This window comes from Actinopolymorpha alba DSM 45243, assembly GCF_000373925.1.
Classification (GTDB): domain Bacteria; phylum Actinomycetota; class Actinomycetes; order Propionibacteriales; family Actinopolymorphaceae; genus Actinopolymorpha; species Actinopolymorpha alba.
Genome location: NZ_KB892757.1, coordinates 18,057 through 35,949 on the forward strand (window position 1 = coordinate 18,057; position 17,893 = coordinate 35,949).

Genomic DNA, 17,893 nt, shown 5'->3' on the forward strand with positions numbered 1-17,893 from the left:
TCTTGACGTCGTTGGGAATGATCACGTTTGCGTGATCGTTCCCCACGAAACGTGGCAAATTTGCCTAGCCTGGTGGGGAATGACCACGTAAACGTGATCATTCCGGCGGAGCCTGGAGGGGCTGTGGAGGACGCTCGACTGACCCTGGTCTCCATGCCCTGGAATCTGCCGACCCGTCCTTCCATCCAGCTCGGCGTGCTCGCTGGGTTCGCCCGCGCGCGCGGGGGTTCGGTGGTGTCCGTCCTGCCCCTGCACGTCGACTGGTTCGACTTCCTCCGCACGCGGATGGGCTCCGGCGCCGAGGAGGCGTTGGACTTCTACCGCTACGTCGCCGAGGGGCTTTATCCCGCGCTGGCTGGCGACTGGGTATTCGCCGGCTGCCTTCACCCTGGCTTCCACGAGGAGGAGTACCTCTCGTTCCTCACCGACCGGCAGGTGGCCGCCGGACGACGCGAGCGCCTGCGGGAGCTGCGCGCAGTGGCCGCCGACTTCATCGAGACCGCGGCGGAGCAGGTGGTCGCGACCAGGCCGGACGTCCTGGGCATGACCGCGACCTTCAGCCAGACCATGCCATCCCTCGCCCTCGCCAACCGGGTGAAGCAACTCGCGCCCGAGGCCGTCATCATCCTGGGCGGGAGCAACTGCGACGGCGTGATGGGGCCCGCGTTGCTCCGGTCGTACCCCTTCCTCGACGGTGTGGTCTCCGGCGAAGGTGAACGGCCGCTCGGGCACATCCTCGATTCGGTACGCGCTCACCGGTCTCTCACACCCACCAACGGCTTCCTGCCTCGGGAGGCCCTCGAAGACCACGACGACGGGGAACCGGGAGAACTAGGGGAACGCGGAGAACGCCCGCCGAGCTCCCGTACCGATCCCGGCCTCGACGGACTCGGGCTGGCCCCGACCACGCCGGACTATGACGACTACTTCGTCCGGCTCCAGGACAGCCCCGACCACGACCTCCTCCTGCGCCACTGCGAGCTGCCGATCGAGATGTCGCGCGGGTGCTGGTGGGGTGAGAAACACCACTGCACGTTCTGCGGCCTCAACGGCACGACCATGAAGTTCAGGAGCAAGGACGGCAGCGCCCTTGCCGAGCAGCTCCAGCGGTTGGCCGGCAAGCACGGCGTCCTGAACTTCTACGCGGTGGACAACATCCTCGACATGCGCCACATCGACGAGGCGATGCCCGAGGTGGCCGCGCTCGACCTGGACTTCTCACTCTTCTTCGAGGTGAAAGCGAACCTCCGCCGGCACCACCTGCGAAAGATCCGGGCCGCCGGCGTCACCCTGGTGCAGCCTGGCATCGAAAGCCTGAGCACGCCGATCCTGCGAAGCGTCGACAAGGGCGTCACCGCGTTCCAGTGCATCAGGTTCCTGCTCGACTGTGCCGAGGTCGGGATCGCGGCGGAATGGAACATGATCCTGGGCCTGCCGGCCGAGACGCCGGAGCGGTTGCGCGAGGTGATCCAGCTCGTCCCGTCGCTCATCCATCTGCGCCCGCCCACGATCAGCCCGCTCGAGGTGGAGCGGTTCAGCCCCTACTTCGATCGCGCGAACGACCATGACATCCGGCTGCTGGGGCCGCGGGAGGGATACCGGCACGTCTTCGACGTCGACCACGACGAGCTCGCGGACATCGCGTACATGTTCAGGTTCGAGGTTGTCGACGAGGACGCGGCGAACGAGACGCTTCGCGAGCAGCTGCGGACCCGGGTCGGTATCTGGCGCAAGGTCTGGCGGGAAAGCACACTGGCGTACCGCCGAGGCCCGGGGTTCCTGGTCGTCGACGACAACCGGCGTGGGCTGCCTCGGCGCAGGCACCTCCTCCGGGGAGCGGACGGCGACCTCTTCGCCGCCTGCCTCGGTGGCACCAGTGTGTCGAAGCTGCGTGCCCTGGCCGGATCGCTCGGGTGCTCGGACGGCGACATCGACCGCCTGCTTGGCCAGTGGCGCTCCGCTCGACTGATCTATGAGGAGGCCGGGCAGGTCCTCGCGCTTCCGGTCAATCTGGCCCGGCCACGGCCGGACGACGGCGCCGACCGGACGCCGATCACGAACGGCAGCAGCGCGCACCTGAGCGACACCGGTCCCGCCAGTGACCTGGACACGCTCCTGGTGCCGGCACTCGCGGACTCTCGTGACGTCGCGTCGCGGGCGTCCGCCCCAGGACCTCCCGGACCGCTCCCGCTCACATCGCGCGGGAGACGGGAGGGTTGACGTACCACCGAGAGTTGTGCCGAGAGGAGGAGATGGCAATGGGCGTGGGCTGTAGTGGCGACGGTATCTACATGCTCGACGACGAGTTCCTCGAGGAGAGCCCGTGGTCGGCGGAACTCACCGAGCTTGAGCTCGAAGAGCTTCGGGCTTGGGAGCGCGACGAGAGAGTGACTCGCGTCTGAGCGACCGGGGTGGGGCGGTGCCGGCGGCGTTGTGTTCGCTGGACCGCCCCACGTCGTGTCCTTGACTGAAAGGACGAGCCGCGTGGGACGACCCGCGTTCGAGGCCGTGACACCGGAGCGCGAGATCAGCGTTCGGGCGGCCATCGAACGCGCCCGGCGGGAGCTCGCGGCCCTGGATCTCGACGTCGAGGAACGCGTGCTCGGCGACACTGAGCTGCCGGTGACCATCTACACCGCGCGCGATCGGGCCGGAAAGGTCGTGTCGAGGAGCCTCGGCAAGGGCCCGGGCGCGCAGAGTTACGCCAGCGGTCTCTTCGAACTCATCGAGCACTACTACCTCGACTGGCGGCGACGTCCATATGACCGGGGCGAACCGGCGTTCCTTCCGGTTGAGGAGCTCGCGGCGCAGCCGCACCTCGCGCGGGCGAACCTGGTTCAGAGACTGCGTGTCGGTCTGCGAGGCCAGCAGCTGTTCTCCGCCCGCTACCAACCGCTGGACGGCGGCCATCCCGCACTGAACGGCGGCGGTCCGCTGTGGTTTCCGGTTTTCATGCGCGATCCCGCCTACCCCCACCACATGGCGCCGGATGACCAGAGCGAGTTCCGGTCGTACCGCCACTTCTCCAGCGGCATCGGAACGGCCGCGGGCGTCACGACGGCGGAGGCGTTGCTGCACGCGATCTGCGAACTCGTGGAGCACGACGCGATGTCGCAGGCGCTCGCTGAGTGGTACGTCGGGCATTGTGGTGACCATGCGGAGCGGCCGGTGCGGTTGCGCCGGGTGGATCCGGCGACTCTGTCTCCGGAGACGGCCGCCATCTTCGAACGCGTCCGTGCGCGCGTCGACGGCGAGCTCTGGTTGCTCGACATCACGGGTACGCCCGGGATTCCGGCGTACCTCGCGGGGACGGCCGATCCCACCCGACCCGTCGCGCGCACCGGACGCGGCGCGTCGCTCCTGCCGGACTATGCGGCGCAGCGGGCGCTCACTGAACTCCTCCAGATCAGCCTGAGCCAAGAGCAGGATCCCGAGACGGCTCGGAAGCAGGGTCGCACCATGGTGGAACGCCTGGCGCGATGGCCATGGATGGCGCGGGCGGCGCGGCTCGACCTCACCGAACTCGCTGGTCGCCTGCCGACAGTTCGGACGCCCCTCAGGGCGTCGCCGGCACGGGCGAAGGACGTACCCGCGCTCCTGTCCGAAACGCTGCGCCGCCTTGCTGAGCGGGACATCGCGGTGTACTTCCGCCACGCGAAACCGCCCGATCCTGGTGGCACGGAGCCGTCTGGCGAAGCGACCGGCGGTGCGACCGGCTCTGGTGTCGTGGTGGTGGACGTCCTCGCTCCGGGGCTGGAATTGCTCGACATCGTGCGCAACGGACTGCCGCTCCCGCCCACAGGCCGGCTCGCGCACCTCCTGAATTCCTGAGGTCGGAAGCCTCGCCGCACCCGTCCAGGTGGAGGGTTATTCAGAACCCGTCGCCGGATATTCCTGAAGCGGCCGGCGCTTCCTGGGTTGTCATAGGTTTCTCGGCTAAGAGACCGAGAAACCTATGACAACTCGCGAGTTCCCTGATTCTCGGCAATGAAGCTGAGGCACCTCCGCCAAGTAGGGCGTGCCGCGGGTGCTGTCTCACATTGAGTACACCTTCTCCGATACGAGGCGGGGCATATTCCCGTCAGGCAAGGCAAGTTTGCCTAGTGAGGTGGGGACTTGCCGCGTGAGGTTTCGCCCGTCTCACATGGCGTACACCCTGCGCGTACGGATGCTGAGAGATCAGGCCAAGGGGCCTAGGTAATCGAGGATCGTGAAGGATTCTGGTCACATAGCGACGAAAATCCTTCACGATCACGGCCCCGCGCTTCGAGACGGTCGCGGGGCGGTCGCGACCTCACGCGATATCTCCCGACGAAGCATACTGAATTCGTCTTACTTGGTGACGACGTGGCGCACCAGAGCCCGAACTGGTCGCACATCTGCGGTACCTCGGTAAGACCGTGGAAACTACAGGGTGTTATAAAACCCCGGAGGCTCCACAATCTGACTCGGCGGGGGACCTGCACCCCTCCACGGGACTTGCCCGCGGTCTCTGGTCACGAGAGATAGGGCGCGAGGAATCCGGCGATCTCGGCGGGGCTACCCCATCGAAGGTCCTGGGCCGGATTCGTGCCACGCTCGATCGCCGCGTGGACAAGGGCCCACAACTCCTCGGCGGCTTCGTCGCCGTCCGCCACCGTGACCGCCGCATGGTGAGAGAGGAACTCCACCCGGCGGCGTTCGTCGGACTGCTTCGCGCAGACGGCGACCGTCGGGATGGCGTTCTTCACCAGTTCGTTGGTGGTGCTCCCGCCGACGGAAAAGACGACGTCGGACGCGCGGTAGTACGTGCTGGCCTGGTTACTCCGTCCCACCAGGGAGATGCCGGGTCCTTGGGGTACGGCGCCGAGCGTCTGCTCGGCCTCCCGCTCGTCGAAGAGGAGGAGCAGCCTGCTTCCCGCCGGCGCCCTGCTCCACGCCTGGACGACAACGGACGCGGCTTGCCGGAGAATCCCGGACTTGACAGAGTACATCCGCCCCAGCGCCAGCGTGGCGACGAACGCGGACTCGGGGATGCCGAGAGCGGCTCGAGCACTCTGTCTGTCCACCGTGATGTCGGGAACGATCGGACCGATCGCCGTCACCTTGTGGGAGAGGCGGGACGGGATCGGCTCGACCTCTGGCCAGTCGGGTAGGACGATGTGGTCGGCGGATCCGAGGAAGACGCCGACCTGGGGCTTTCCCTGCGTGAGATAGAACGAGCACATCATCAGCACACAAGGAATCCCGAGGCCCGCGCACATTCTGGGTACGAAGAAGAGATCATCGGAGAAGACCACCGCGGGCTTGTCCCCGCCCCGAAGGTAATCGAAGATCCGCTCACCCGCGCGTACCGAATGATCCTCGGTGTCCGCAATACCCAGATCCACGCAGGTAATTCCGTACATCCGCAGGTAGTCCACGCCGGCACCAGCTGAGGCGAGCTCCACCCGATGCGGACCGCCGGCCAGGGCCTGGAGCGCGGGGAGGATGAGACGGGCCCGCGAGGCGTGTCCGTAACCATGGCCTCGGCACAGATAGATGATCGATCGGTCCACCGCTCCTCCGAAGACCCTGCGTCGCGCGTGCTCTGTCGTGCCGTGAGTTGCTCTACCGTGCCGTGAGTCCGTCCTACCTGGAATCAGCCGTTATGGGAGAGGTTCTGAGCGCGGCGGCGCCGCCCGGAGCCTCCATTGCGTCGGACAAAGATACCGACGTCACCTCACGAACCCGGACCTTCGTGCGCCAAAGAGCCCTCGGACGATTGCCCGAACCTGACAAGCTGGGGATAAGCGCGAAGTGTCATGGGGGAGGCGTGGGCGTGGCCGCTGTCGCCACAGAGAGAGTTCGCTCCGGCTCGGCCGGTTCTGGGCGACGACGCGTCATGATCGTGTCGGCGCAGATGGGCGCGGGGCACGACGCGACTGGTCGTGCGCTCGAGGAGGCGTTCCGCGAGCACTGGCCCGACAGCGAGGTGCGCTGGGTCGACACCCTCGACACGATGGGTCCGGGCGTGGGCGCGGCGTTTCGCTGGATCTATGTGGCCAGCGTCGAGCGCGTGCCCTGGCTCTATGAGCTCTTCTACACCGCCACCTGGCGCTATCCCTGGTTCGCGCGGGCCGCCAAGCGCTTCACCGGCAGCTGGTCGGGTCGGCGGCTGGCCACCGAGATCGACGGCTTCGAACCCGAACTCATCCTCAGCACCTACCCGCTCGGCAGCGCGGGGCTCGCCTGGCTCCGCAAACACCGTGGCCTCGCGGCACGGACCGCGGCCTGGGTACCAGATTTCGCGCCCCACCCGTTCTGGGTCTACAGCGAACTCGACACGACGTACGTCATGCACGACACAGCGGTACCGCTGGCACGGGTGGTCGACCAGACGGCGAATGTCCAGGTGTCCGCCCTGCCGGTCGTCCAGGCGTTCCACCCCGGCAGCCAGGCGTCGGCGCGCCGACGTCTTGGGCTCAGGCCGGACGCGTTCGTGGTGCTGCTGTCCGGTGGCGCGTTCGCGTTCGGGATCGTCGAGTCGATGATGCGGGCGGTTCTCTCCGCCGACGAACGCATCCAGGTGGTGACGGTGTGCGGGCGCAACCAGGCCGCGCTGGACCGCCTCGAGCGGCTGGGCGTCGGCCGGGACCGCCTGCTACCGCTCGGCTGGGTCGACGACATGCCGCTGCTCAACCAGGCGGCAGACGTGGTGGTGACGAATGCCGGGGGAGCGACCGCGCTGGAGGCGCTGGCGTGCGGCCGGCCGGTCTTCATGGCCGAACCCATCGCCGCGCACGGTGCCGCGAACGCGAACCTGATGACGGTCGCCGGACTCGCCGAACTCTTCGCCTCGAAGGCACAGCTCACCGCCCGGATGCGCGCCGTCGTGGCGGACGCGGCGCCGCTGCGTTCGCTCGGGAGGGCGGCGCGATCCCATGTGGCGCGGTACGACCTGAGCCGTGAGGTCGGTGGGTTCGCCGGTCCGGTGCCGGTCCTGACCCAGAGCTTGACGCCGGGCCTGACGCCGGGCCTGACGCGAGGCTCGAGCGAGGGGAGCGCCCCGCTCTCCCCAGCGCCGCGTCCCTGGCCGGTGCGGTCGGCGGATGCGTTCTTCGTTCACGTGGAGGATGGCCGGGCGCCCCAGGAGGTCGGCGCGGTGCTCGAACTCGACCCGCTGACCGATGGACGCGCAGAGACCGTCAGCCTTCGGCAGGTCCGCGAGCTCGTGACGGAGCGGATGCGCTACCTGCCGCCGCTGCACCGGCAGTTGGTACGGCGCGGACACCAGCTGGGTTGGGCCTGGCAGGACCACGTCGACGTCGACGCGCACGTGGTCGAGCATCCGGGCGGTGCCGGGTCAGACGCGGAGATGACCGCGGCGGTCGAGGGGTTCTGGTCGCGGGCGATGCCTCGGGCACGGCCGCCGTGGCAGATGATGCTGGTACGCCACCGCGCCGGCGGCCCGAGCATCCTCGCCGTCAAGGTGCACCACGCCATGGGCGACGGCATCTCGGCACTCGGGCTGCTGGACGGCTTCCTCGACGCTGACCCGGGTGAGTCTGGTGCCCGCGACGACGGCGACTCGCTGGCGTCGGCGCTGCCAGACACCCTGGGCGGGGCCGCATTCCTCCGGGGACTCTGGCAGCTGTCGACTCGCGGCCGCGCACCACACCACCCACTGAACCATCCGGTCTCGGCTCCGGTGGAGCCCGGCAGGCGAAGCCCGCAGGCGCCGGATCCCACCACGGGGCGTTCGGTGGTGCTGGTTCCCCTTCCTGGTAAGGACTTTCGACGTACGGCGGAACAGTTCGACGTCCGTCTGCACGAGCTTGCGCTCGGGGTGGTGGCCGAAGGTCTGGAACGCGTCCTCCGCCCGGCCGGCCTGCTCGCTTCGCGCGGGCCGCTGCGGGCGATGGTCCCGATGACGACCCCGCGACGTCTCGACCGGATCTTCGGCAACTGGAGCGGCGCGGTCGCCCTCGACCTGGCGATGGGGCCGATGGCGCCGAAGGTACGCCTCGACCGGATCTGCGCGGAGGTCCGGCATGGTGTGTCCAACGGCGAGCCGCTCGCGGCCAGCGCGGTCATGCGTACCACCGCTCTCCTCCCGGCGCCCGCCCAAGCGTGGTTCGCCCGCCACAGCTACAGCGACCGGTACTTCAACCTTGTCGTGTCCTACCTCCCGGGTCCACGTGGGCCGCGCCGGCTCGCGGGCGTGCCGGTGCGGGCGATCTATCCGGTCCTCCCGACCGCCGGCAATCTCCCATTGGCGGTCGGTGTGATCACCACCGAGGCGGTCGCGGCGGTGGGGATCGTGACCGATCGGTCGCTGGGACTCGACGCCGGCGCGGTGACCGCATCGGTGCAGGCAGCGTTCCAGGAGTTCGCGGAGGCGTGAGGTGGACGTCGGGACGGCCTTCGCCATCCCGGTCGCGATCGCGGCCGCGGCGGCGTTCGGTGGGGCAGCGGCGCTGCAACACCGGGCGGCCCGGCGCGCGCCAGACGCTGGCCTCCTGAGCCCACGCCTGCTGATGGAGTTGCTGAAGCAGGAGGGGTTCATCCCAAGCATCGGCCTCGCCATCCTGGGGATCTGCCTTCAGGCCTTCGCGCTGTGGCTTGGCCCGCTGGCGGTGGTGCAGCCGGTCCTCATCACGGGCATCTTCTTCTTCATCGCCTTCCGCTCGGCGCAGCGGCGCCGCCGGCCGGACGGACGGCTGATCCTCGGTGCGGTGATCGCGCTCGTCGGGCTGTCCGTGTTCCTCCTCATCGCCCAACCGTCGGGTGGGCACGCGGGATTCGACACGAGCGCGGCGTTGCCGCTCGGTCTCGGGCTGGTGGCCGTGGTGGGTAGCTGCCTCGTGCTCGCGACCTGGCTTCGCGGTGATGCGCGGGTGATCCCGATCGCGGTGGCCGCCGCCGTCTGCTACGGCGTGACGGCGGGGTTGATTCGAAGCCTCGCCACCACCCTGGACGGTGACCCGGTGGCGTTCGCGAGCCAGTGGCAGTTGTACGCCATCGCGATCGTGGGACCAGCGGGCTTCGCGCTCAACCAGCAGGCGTTTCAGAAGGGCCTGCTCGGCGTCGTCACGGTAACCATCATCACGGTGGGGGACCCCGCGGTGTCGATCGGTGTGGGGGCGGCGTGGCTGGGTGAGTCGCTCCGGGGCGGCGCGTGGGCGACGCTCGGGGAAGTGGTGTCGCTGCTGGTGGTCGCCGGCGGGGTGCTGCTCGTCGCCGCACGGTCGCAGCGGATCACCCAACGGCTGCAGGCCGGCGAGGAACCTGCCTGGGACACCCGCTGAGCGCCGCGGGTGGCCAAAGCACGGGCACAGCCTCCATGTGAACGGCCAGCCGCCCCACGGACCGGACGGCTGACGGCTGGTTCAAGATCAACCCGCAATCCTGGCGTCGAACGGGGCGATCAGACGCTGGGGCTCCTCCGGCGGGAGGAGCCCCAGCGCCTGCATTCCTGGCGTCAATGGCGCATTGCGCGCCTTGCTTACCAGTCCTGCCCGGTGCCTTCCTTGCTCTTGATGTAGGCCGGTACGTCCTCGGTTTCGGTGACGATCAACGAGGAGTTGACGTCCATGCCGTCCTTCAGGACATGCCGCCGGAACACCCGGTAGAGCGGGATGTCCCAGTATTCCGTGTTCTGGTAGTTCTTCATGACGGCGTTCTGCCCCCAGAAGACCGCCGAGGTGTCGATGTCGGCCAACTCAGGGATGTTCTTTCCGAAGTTGGCGATCACGGCGTCGCTTTCCAGGGCGCCCTTGATGCCGTTCCTGGAAAGCTCGACCTGGGCTTCCTCCGACGCCAGCCACTTCACGATGGTGAAGGCCTGCTCCTGCTTGGTTGACTGCGGCGGAATGAAGGCCGCGCGGGTGTTGGGCTGGTAGATCGTGGACGACCCCGGGTCGAGGACGGGCACTGACGTGACACCGATGTCGATGTTCTTGGCCAGCTCCTGGTAGGTCTCCTCCTGGCCGTCCCTGACGTAGATCTCGCTCAATGCGTAGGTGTTGAGCTTGTAGAGCGTGTCAACCGCCATCGCCACGTGGCCGGGCCGGCTCATGTCGCCGCGCAGGAAGTCGTCCACAGTGGTGAAGCCGTTCCGCGGAATGGCGAGGAAGCGATACAGGTTGTCGCCGAGGCGGTGCCAGCCTGGCGAGGTGAGGTCGACCTTGATCTCGCTCGGGTCTGGTTCCTCGCTCTGGGTCGGGAGGAACGGATACAACCCCAACTGGTTGAAGGCCAGGTAGTTGTCGGGGTGCTGCATGTAGCCCTTGTAGGCGTCCAACCCGTCCTGCTTGGTGACCTTGGTGGCCAGCCTGTAGATCTTGTCGTACGTCATGCCTTTCGTTGGATACGCGACCTTGAACTTGTCGAAGATCTTTTTGTTGTAGAACAACAGATACTCGTCGACGAAAACCGGGACGCCGTAGAGTCCGCCGTCCGAGCGGCTCTTGACCAACTCGACGGCACTCTAGTTGAGCGTGCTGAGATCGAGGCCGCCCTGCTGGATCATGCCGGTCATGTCCTGCACGAGGTCGCGCGGCTCGAGATCCCGGTCGATGCTGGTCCGGGGGTCCTCGATGATGATGTCGGGAACGACGCCCGCCTTCTGGAGATCCTCGTACCTCACGGGGTAGTCCCAGGTGGCGTACTTGATCTTCACCTCCGGGAAATTCTCCCGGAGCTTGTTTCCGATCAACGTGTCGAAGACGCGCTCAGCGGTGCGCTCTGGGGTGACCGAACTCTCAAACGGTTTGTAGTTAACGGCAAAGATGAACAGCTCGTCGTCACAGACGGAGAAAGGTTGGTTGTAGCGGTTGGGGACATCTGTGCAGGACGCGCTGTCCGTGACCGACGTGGGCGTCACCGCACTGGCCGCGCTGGCTCCGGCGGACAATGCCAAAAGCCCGGCGGACGCCAGTAAGAGCGCCTTTCTTGTCAACCCGACTTTCATCAACAATCCACCTCCGCGAGGGGTTAATGTGCCCTTCAAATTTCCACAAAGTTACGTGCGGATCGAGCGACGGTGAAGCGGGCTGGCCTTACCTGGCCAGCATGAATATGAGACCGCATTAAAGCGCGGTCAGAGCAAGTTAATGGCGCACGGAATTACCGCGCGCGGTGCGGTTTCGACGAATGCGGATCGCGTCGTTCGCGATTTTGACGGGCGACTCGACGGCACATAGTGAAGGTGCCGGCGACGTGATTTCGCCCTGAGCGGGTAACCGGTTGCCGGCGGCCCGCGCGAGCCTGGAAGGATGGCCGGCATCTGGATCGCCGGCGTGGAAGGGATGGCAGGATGGCCGACGGTGGCCGCCTTGACAGTGTTGACTTCGGGCGAGGTATTGACTTCGGGCGTGTTTTGTACGGCGCCGACTACAACCCCGAGCAGTGGCCGGAGGAGGTCTGGGACGAGGACATGCGCCTCATGCGGGAGGCGCACGTCACGACGGTGAGCGTCCCGGTGTTCGGATGGGTTGCGCTGCAACCCGACGAGGACACCTTCACCTTCGACTGGCTCGATGCCGTGCTCGACCGGATGGCCGCGCATGGGATCGGTGCCAGCCTCGCGACCGCCACCGCGTCGGTCCCCGCGTGGGTCGACCAGCGCTACCCCGACGTGCTGGTGGTCGACGAGGATGGCGTACGCCGGCGGCATGGCAATCGGCACACGTTCTGTCCTTCCTCGCCGAGCTTCCGGCGCCTCTCCACCGATCTGGTGCGCGCGATCGCAAGCCGGTACGCCGACCATCCGGCGCTGCAGTTGTGGCATGTCGGCAACGAGTACGGCACGCTCTGCTACTGCGACCTGTGCGCGCAGGCGTTCCGTGACTGGCTGCGCGAGCGGCACGGCAGCCTGGAGGCGCTCAACCAGCACTGGAACACCGCGTTCTGGGGACACACCTTTACTGACTGGTCGCAGATCGAACCCCCGTTGACGAAGGGGGAGCGGGCGGTCCAGGCGCTGCGCCTTGACTGGCATCGCTTCGCCTCCGACGCCCTGCTCGGTTGCTTCCGGGCCGAGGCGGAGATCCTGCGTGAGATCACCCCGCGCGTACCCGTGACCACCAACCTGATGGGGCCGTTCTTTCCGCTCGACTACCACCGCTGGGCGCGTGAACTCGACATCGTCTCGTGGGACAACTACCCCCGGCCGCATGATCCACCGTCAACCGTTGCTTTCAACCACGCTCTGATGCGTGGCCTGCGGGAGGGTCAGCCGTTCCTGCTCATGGAGCAGAGCCCGTCCCAGCAGAACTGGCAGCCGTACAACTGGCTCAAGCCGCCGGGCCTGTTGCGGCTGCAGTCCTACCAGGCAGTCGCCCAGGGCGCTGACTCGGTGATGTATTTCCAGTGGCGGCGTTCCCGCGGTGGCATCGAAAAGCTGCACGGGGCCGTGGTCGAGCATCACGGACGCAAGGACGCGCGGGTCTTTCGCGAGGTCGCTGAGCTCGGCCGGGAGCTGGCGGGGCTCGGCACCCGCACCATCGGTGGTCGGGTGCCGGCGCGGGCCGCGGTGTTGTTCGACTGGCCGAACTGGTGGGGCCTGCGATTCTCCAGCGGGCCGAGCGTCGATCTGGACTACCTCGACCAGAGCCGGGAGGCGTACGCCGTCCTGCATGCGTTGGGCATCCAGACAGACGTGATCTCGCCGCACGCCGATCTTGGTGCGTACGACCTGATCGTCGCACCGGTCCTCACCATGGTGGACGAAGCGGCTGGCGCGGCGCTGGCCGAGAGAGTACGCGGGGGAGCGACCTTCCTGGCAACGGCGTTCACCGGGTTGGTCGACGAGCACGACTTCGTGCACCCGGGTGGTGCGCCCGGTCCGCTGCGTGACCTGCTCGGACTCACCGTCGAGGAGACTGACGCGCTGCCGCCGGACCGGACGAACGCGCTGCGCTTCACCACACAGCTCGGAACGCTCCCCACTGGTGAGGTCCTGCCGTCAGGCATTCTTTGTGAGCGGCTCTTCCTTTCTGGTGCGGAGCCGGTCGCGGTATATGACCTGGACTTCTACGCCGGGGAACCCGCGCTCACCCGCCACAGCTTCGGTGCGGGTCAGGCGTACTACCTTCCGACGCTGCCCACCGGCGACAGCCTCCGCCGGCTGCTCGCGGCGATGTGCGCGGAGATCGGCATTGGCTCGCCGCTCGCCGAAGGGGCCGCCCCGCCTGCAGGCATTGAGGTGAGCCGGCGGATCGGCCCGGCCGGCGACGGAGTGCTGTATCTCCTCAACCACGGGGAGTTCGAGGCGGAGGTACGCCTGCGGCCCGGCATTCACACCGACCTGTTGACCGGCGAGACGTGGGAAGGCGCCGTGAGCATCCCGAGCCGGGACGTCCGGATCCTCGCCGAGCCCGCGGCTGTGTGAGTCCGGCCCCTCACGGGCTTCGCCCGTCCGGGCCCACCCCCACCTCTGTCGCAAGCCGGCCTTGACTGACAGTTGACACCGGAGGCCGCGCCCGCTGACCGAGTGGTCGCTGGCGGTGGGCGTGGCCCTCCGGGAGCCCGACCTACTCATCGACGTCGATGCCCAGCTCGTCGAAGGTCGATGTGGCCACCGCGACCGCGTTCAGGGTGCGGGGAAACCCGATGTACTGCACGCAGTGGACGATCACCTCGAGAATCTGGCGGGCCGAGAGGCCGACGTTGAGGGCCGCCTTGATGTGGCCAGCCAGCTGGCGTTCGCAGTTTCCCAAGGTGACCAGGGACGAGATCGTCGCGATCTGGCGTTCCCTGAGGTCGAGGCCGGGACGGCTGTAGATGTCGCCATAGTTGAACTCGATGCCGTATCTCCCCAGCTCCTTGCCGACACCACGAAGCGACGCCAGGAGGCGGTCGGCGGCGCCGTCGCCGTAGACCTCGTTGTAGCGTTCCCGTCCGCGTTCGAGCCTGTCCATGTGATCTCCTCAGGACGTCAAGGCTTCCTTGTCAGTTCGAGTTGGATGGAGCCAGATCGAGTCAGATGGAGTGGCCGCCGTCCTGCGCGAGGACGGCGCCGGTGATGTAGCGGGCGGACGGCAGGCAGAGGAACACCACGGTCTCGGCCAGGTCCTCCGGCCGGCCCAGGCTCCGGGTGGGGATCTGGCTGAGCAGGGCCTCCCGGCGTTCTGGCGTGTCGTTGTCGCGGGCCGGGGTGAGCTGCGCGCCTGGAGCGATGCAGTTGACGGTGATGTGTTCGGTCGCGAGCTCGATCGCCAACGACTTGGTGAGGCCGATCACACCCGCCTTTGCGGTCGCGTAACCGGTCGCGTGACGCACCAACCGGCCACCCCGGAGTGCGGCGACCGAGGAAATACTCACGATCCGGCCCGAGCGGCGCTCGAGCATGGTGGGCACGACCGCCCGGGTGACGTTGAAGACGCTGGTGAGATTGCCGTCGATCATCTGCTGCCAATCGTTGCCCGACATCTCCGCGAACGGCCGCACCATCCCGCCACCCGCGTTGTTGACGAGGATGTCGATCCCGCCCCAACGCGCCCGGATGCCTGCTACGGCAGACTGCACGGCGTCGAAGTCACACAGGTCGACCTGGACGCCTTCCGCCTCGTGCCCGTCCTGGCGTAATGCGGTGCGGAGTTGGTCCAGGCCGTCGGAGCGGAGGTCCAGGCCGGCGACGGCACACCCTTCGCGAGCCAGGGCACGACTGATGGCGCCGCCCAGTGCACCGCCGGCACCGGTGACGATGGCCTTCTTGCCGTCCAGTCGCATGATCGTCCTTTCGGTCAACAAGACAAGGCGAGAGCGGGTCCGCTCAGCGGAGGGCGCCGGCACTGATACCCCTGACGAAATGGCGTTGGAAGAGCAGGTAGACAACGATGATCGGGACGGTCGACAGGGATACGCCGGCCGCGATCAGCGAGCGGTCGACCGAGTATTCGCCGATGAAGAACATGATGCCGGTCGAGATGGGCCGGAGGTTCTCGTCCTGCCCATACAGCAGGGGGATCAGCAGCATGTTCCAGGTGGTCATGAACTGAAAGACGACCAGTGTCGTGAGTCCCGGGCGGGCCAGCGGCAGCATGATCAGGTGGAAGACCCGCCATTCACTGGCTCCGTCGATGCGGGCCGCATCGGCGATCTCGGGTGGCAGGCCCCGAAAGAATGCCCGCATCACGAAGATCCCGAACGCGAGCCCGAGGGCGATGCTGGGAACGATGACACCCCAGTAGGTGCCGAGGAGGTCGAGATCGCGGACGAGGTAGTACTGCGGGATCATGATCGACTGGAACGGAATCATGATTCCCAGCAGGAACGCCGTGAAGATGACCCGCTCACCCGGCAGCCTGAGCATTCCCAGCGCGTAGCCCGCGAGGCACGACAGCACGGTGACTCCGGGTACGACGAAAGCGCAGTAGAGCAAGGAGTTTCCGACGTAGCTCCCGAAACGGCCGGTGGTCCACGCCTCGACGACGTTGTGCCAGCGTAGGCTGCTTGGCAGCCCGAAGGGGTCGGCGTTGATCTCGGCGTTGCTCTTCAGGGCCGAGGACCAGATCCACACGAACGGCAGCAGGAACACCAGCAGGAACGCCAGCAGGACGGCGTACCGACCAAGCTGCCAACCCAACCTTGCCGGGCTTCGTCGCGGTCGGCGGGCGAGTCTCGTGCGCGCCGGCCGAGTCGTCGTGGTGGTGGCCATCGTCAGGCCCGCTCGCGTTCCCGGGCCCTGACCGTGATGACGGCAGTGGCCAGGCAGATGGCGGTCAGCACGAGCGAGAGCGTGGATCCGTATCCGACCTCGTTGTCCATGAATGCCTTCTGGTAGGTGTAGGTCGCGAGCAGTTGGGTGCTGTCGTCCGGGCCACCTCGGGTCATGATCCAGACGTGGTCGAACGCCTGGAAGCCATGCACCAAGAGCAGAACCGCAACGAGCGTGACGGCGTTCGCGAGCTGTGGCACCAGCACATGCCGGACCCGTTGCCAGGTGTTGGCACCGTCGACCTGTGCGGCGTCGAGGAGTTCGGTGTCAACTCCTTGCAACGCGGCCGAGAAGAGTACGAACGCCAGACCGACTGTCGCCCAGATCGATGCGGCGAGGACCGCGTAGAGAGCGGTGCCCGGGTCGCCGAGCCAGCCTTTGGCCCAGGTGTGCAGACCCAGCGCGTCGAGCCCGCGGTTGAGGATCCCGAACGTCGGATGGTAGATCCAGCTCCAGACGATGCCGACGATGACGGCCGGAAGGATCTGGGGCATGAAGTAGACCGTGCGAAACACCGTGAAGCCCTGGGGTTTGTTCCACACCAGCAAGGCCAGCAGCAGACTCAGCGTGAGCGCGACCGCGCTGCCGAGCCCCACCCACACGAAGTTGTGGCCGAGCGCCCGCCAGAATAGGCCGTCATGCAGCAGGCGGGCGTAGTTGGCGAGGCCGACGAACGTCGCGACCGGCCGGGCACCGTCCCAGTCGGTGAGGCTCAGCTGGACCGAACGCGCCAAGGGATAGAGGACGAAGACGAGGTAGACCGCGGCGGCGGGAAGCAGGAAGAGATAGCCGAGGAGGTAGATCCCGCCGTGACGCCCCCATCGCCGGGTCATTTCGCTTCCCACGCCCGTTGCAGGTCGCCGGCCACCTGTGCGGGCTTCTTCGTACCAGCCACGATCGCCTGGAAGCCCGCGGTCATCGCCTTGAGGAAGCTTGGTCCGGCCTGGCCGTGGTTGACGAAGTAGCCGAGGTTGATCGACGGATCGCCGCCGCCGTTCTGTGCGGCGGTGAGTGCGGCCCGCTGCAGGCCGCTGAGCTTCCAGCCCGACGGGTCGAACTCGACGGGCGGGACGACCCGGCCTTCCTCGACCCAGATACGTACCGCCTCAGGCGTGTAGAGAAAGTCGAGGAAGGCGGCGGCCTGATCTGCGTGCCTACTCTTGGAGGAGAGATAGTAGGCGGAGCCGCTGCCAGCGGGATAGACCCGCGGTCGGTCGCCGATCGAGGGGAGGGCTATGATGCCGATCTCCTGCCCCGGAAGGGCTTCCTCGATCCCGCCGACCGCCCACGTGCCGTTGAGGCTCATCAACGCCTTGCCGGCAAGGAACATCGCGTGGGCATCGCTGGCGTTCACGGCGTTCAGTTCGTCGATGAACGCACCCGCCTTCACCAGGTCGACGAAGAACATCCTGATCGCTTCGGTGATCTCAGGTGTGTCCCAGGAGCCGTCGTTGTCGAAGACGAGTGCGCCCAGGGACTCCGCACCCAGCAGGTTGTTGGCGGCGAGTGAGAACGCCCACCAGCACGGGTAGATGTCGAGCTGTCCGTAGGCGATGGGCACGTGTCCTTTGCGCCGCGCCGTCGCCGCGAACGCGAGGAGCTCGTCGAAGGTCTCCGGCACTGTCAAGCCGGCCTTGTCGATGAGCGTCTTGTTGTAGAAGAGCGCGGCGACCTCTGACTCGTGGGGGAGTCCGTAGAGCGTGCCGTTGAGACGGGCCTCCCTCTGCGCGAACGGCGCGATCTCCTTGGTCCACCCGAACTTCTCAGCCAGGTCGTCCAACGGACGGATCAAGCCGGCGTCGGCGAGCAGGCCGGCGTTCCCCGCGCCGACCTGGTAGTAGATGACGTCGGGGCCGGTACCGGAACTCAGCGCCGTCTTGCCGATGGTGGTCATCTGGTCGCCGTTGTGGGTGGTGCGTGCGATCCGCAGATCACCGTGTTTGCTGGTGAAGAGGTGGTAGATCTTCTCGACGGCCCTGCTCTGGGCTGTCGTGGTGAACTGGTCCCAGACCTTGAGTGTCGTGGCGGGTGACCCCGGACGGCCGCCCGCGTTGCTGTCCTCGCGGCCCCAGCCGCAGGCGCTGAGCCCGCTGCCCGCGGCGAGCGCGCCGGCCAGCCGGACCAGATCGCGCCGGGAAACCTGTCTCGTGAAGCCCTGCCGTGTGAAGCCCTGCCTCATGGAGTCGTGCATGACGCGCTCCTGACGGGTGC

The 17,893-nt window shown here is 67.2% G+C and carries 13 protein-coding genes; 5 read left to right on the top strand and 8 right to left on the bottom strand.

From position 1 onward, the window contains the following. Positions 1–153: 153 nt before the first annotated feature. Positions 154–2,220, top strand: coding sequence for a RiPP maturation radical SAM C-methyltransferase (locus tag B141_RS41300; protein WP_157181089.1), 2,067 nt, complete (start codon positions 154–156; stop codon positions 2,218–2,220). Positions 2,221–2,484: 264 nt separating this feature from the next. After that, positions 2,485–3,831: a YcaO-like family protein gene (locus B141_RS0117725; RefSeq protein ID WP_020576521.1), complete on the top strand. Its 1,347-nt coding sequence runs from the start codon at positions 2,485–2,487 to the stop codon at positions 3,829–3,831. A gap of 665 nt (positions 3,832–4,496) precedes the next feature. On the opposite strand, the gene B141_RS0117730 is transcribed toward B141_RS0117725, so the two are convergent. Next, positions 4,497–5,537 carry a hypothetical protein gene (locus tag B141_RS0117730; protein ID WP_020576522.1) on the bottom strand — a complete coding sequence of 347 codons (1,041 nt, stop codon included), beginning with the start codon at positions 5,535–5,537 and terminating at the stop codon, positions 4,497–4,499. Between the two features lie 326 nt (positions 5,538–5,863). Between B141_RS0117730 and B141_RS0117735 the strand changes: the two genes are divergently transcribed. Together B141_RS0117735 and B141_RS0117740 are read left to right on the top strand one after the other, a co-directional pair. After that, positions 5,864–8,365: a wax ester/triacylglycerol synthase domain-containing protein gene (locus tag B141_RS0117735; RefSeq protein ID WP_020576523.1), complete on the top strand. Its 2,502-nt coding sequence runs from the start codon at positions 5,864–5,866 to the stop codon at positions 8,363–8,365. Between the two features lies 1 nt (position 8,366). Further along, on the top strand, positions 8,367–9,269 hold the full coding sequence (locus B141_RS0117740; protein ID WP_020576524.1) for a DMT family transporter: 903 nt from the start codon (positions 8,367–8,369) through the stop codon (positions 9,267–9,269). A gap of 197 nt (positions 9,270–9,466) precedes the next feature. Here B141_RS0117740 and B141_RS0117745 read toward each other — a convergent pair whose 3' ends face one another. Continuing rightward, positions 9,467–10,438, bottom strand: coding sequence for an ABC transporter substrate-binding protein (locus tag B141_RS0117745; protein ID WP_020576525.1), 972 nt, complete (start codon positions 10,436–10,438; stop codon positions 9,467–9,469). Positions 10,439–10,450: 12 nt separating this feature from the next. Next, positions 10,451–10,933 (bottom strand): hypothetical protein, encoded by a 483-nt coding sequence (locus B141_RS0117750; protein WP_020576526.1) that lies wholly within the window; start codon positions 10,931–10,933, stop codon positions 10,451–10,453. Between the two features lie 345 nt (positions 10,934–11,278). Between B141_RS0117750 and B141_RS0117755 the strand changes: the two genes are divergently transcribed. Beyond that, on the top strand, positions 11,279–13,354 hold the full coding sequence (locus B141_RS0117755) for a beta-galactosidase (protein WP_020576527.1): 2,076 nt from the start codon (positions 11,279–11,281) through the stop codon (positions 13,352–13,354). Between the two features lie 142 nt (positions 13,355–13,496). Here B141_RS0117755 and B141_RS0117760 read toward each other — a convergent pair whose 3' ends face one another. The 5 genes from B141_RS0117760 to B141_RS0117780 all read right to left on the bottom strand — a co-directional run bounded on the left by B141_RS0117760 (position 13,497) and on the right by B141_RS0117780 (position 17,873). Next, the gene (locus tag B141_RS0117760) at positions 13,497–13,883 is read right to left on the bottom strand and encodes a carboxymuconolactone decarboxylase family protein (RefSeq protein WP_020576528.1); all 387 of its coding nucleotides are present in this window, start codon (positions 13,881–13,883) and stop codon (positions 13,497–13,499) included. Positions 13,884–13,944: 61 nt separating this feature from the next. Next, complete coding sequence (locus tag B141_RS0117765; protein WP_020576529.1) at positions 13,945–14,694, bottom strand: SDR family NAD(P)-dependent oxidoreductase; 750 nt, start codon at positions 14,692–14,694, stop codon at positions 13,945–13,947. Positions 14,695–14,737: 43 nt separating this feature from the next. After that, entirely contained in the window at positions 14,738–15,550 is an 813-nt protein-coding gene (locus B141_RS0117770) for a carbohydrate ABC transporter permease (RefSeq protein ID WP_020576530.1), read from the bottom strand. 74 nt (positions 15,551–15,624) lie between these two features. Continuing rightward, on the bottom strand, positions 15,625–16,515 hold the full coding sequence (locus B141_RS0117775; protein WP_020576531.1) for a carbohydrate ABC transporter permease: 891 nt from the start codon (positions 16,513–16,515) through the stop codon (positions 15,625–15,627). Next, entirely contained in the window at positions 16,512–17,873 is a 1,362-nt protein-coding gene (locus B141_RS0117780; protein WP_020576532.1) for an ABC transporter substrate-binding protein, read from the bottom strand. Before B141_RS0117780 ends, B141_RS0117775 begins: the two co-directional genes overlap by 4 nt. Positions 17,874–17,893 lie beyond the last annotated feature (20 nt).

Coding starts and splice junctions, on each gene's coding strand:
- B141_RS41300 (WP_157181089.1), top strand. CDS start 154: ATGCCCTGGAATCTGCCGACCCGTCCTTCCATCCAGCTCGGCGTGCTC.
- B141_RS0117735 (WP_020576523.1), top strand. CDS start 5,864: ATGATCGTGTCGGCGCAGATGGGCGCGGGGCACGACGCGACTGGTCGT.
- B141_RS0117750 (WP_020576526.1), bottom strand. CDS start 10,933: ATGAAAGTCGGGTTGACAAGAAAGGCGCTCTTACTGGCGTCCGCCGGG.
- B141_RS0117755 (WP_020576527.1), top strand. CDS start 11,279: ATGGCCGACGGTGGCCGCCTTGACAGTGTTGACTTCGGGCGAGGTATT.
- B141_RS0117760 (WP_020576528.1), bottom strand. CDS start 13,883: ATGGACAGGCTCGAACGCGGACGGGAACGCTACAACGAGGTCTACGGC.
- B141_RS0117765 (WP_020576529.1), bottom strand. CDS start 14,694: ATGCGACTGGACGGCAAGAAGGCCATCGTCACCGGTGCCGGCGGTGCA.
- B141_RS0117775 (WP_020576531.1), bottom strand. CDS start 16,515: ATGACCCGGCGATGGGGGCGTCACGGCGGGATCTACCTCCTCGGCTAT.
- B141_RS0117780 (WP_020576532.1), bottom strand. CDS start 17,873: ATGCACGACTCCATGAGGCAGGGCTTCACACGGCAGGGCTTCACGAGA.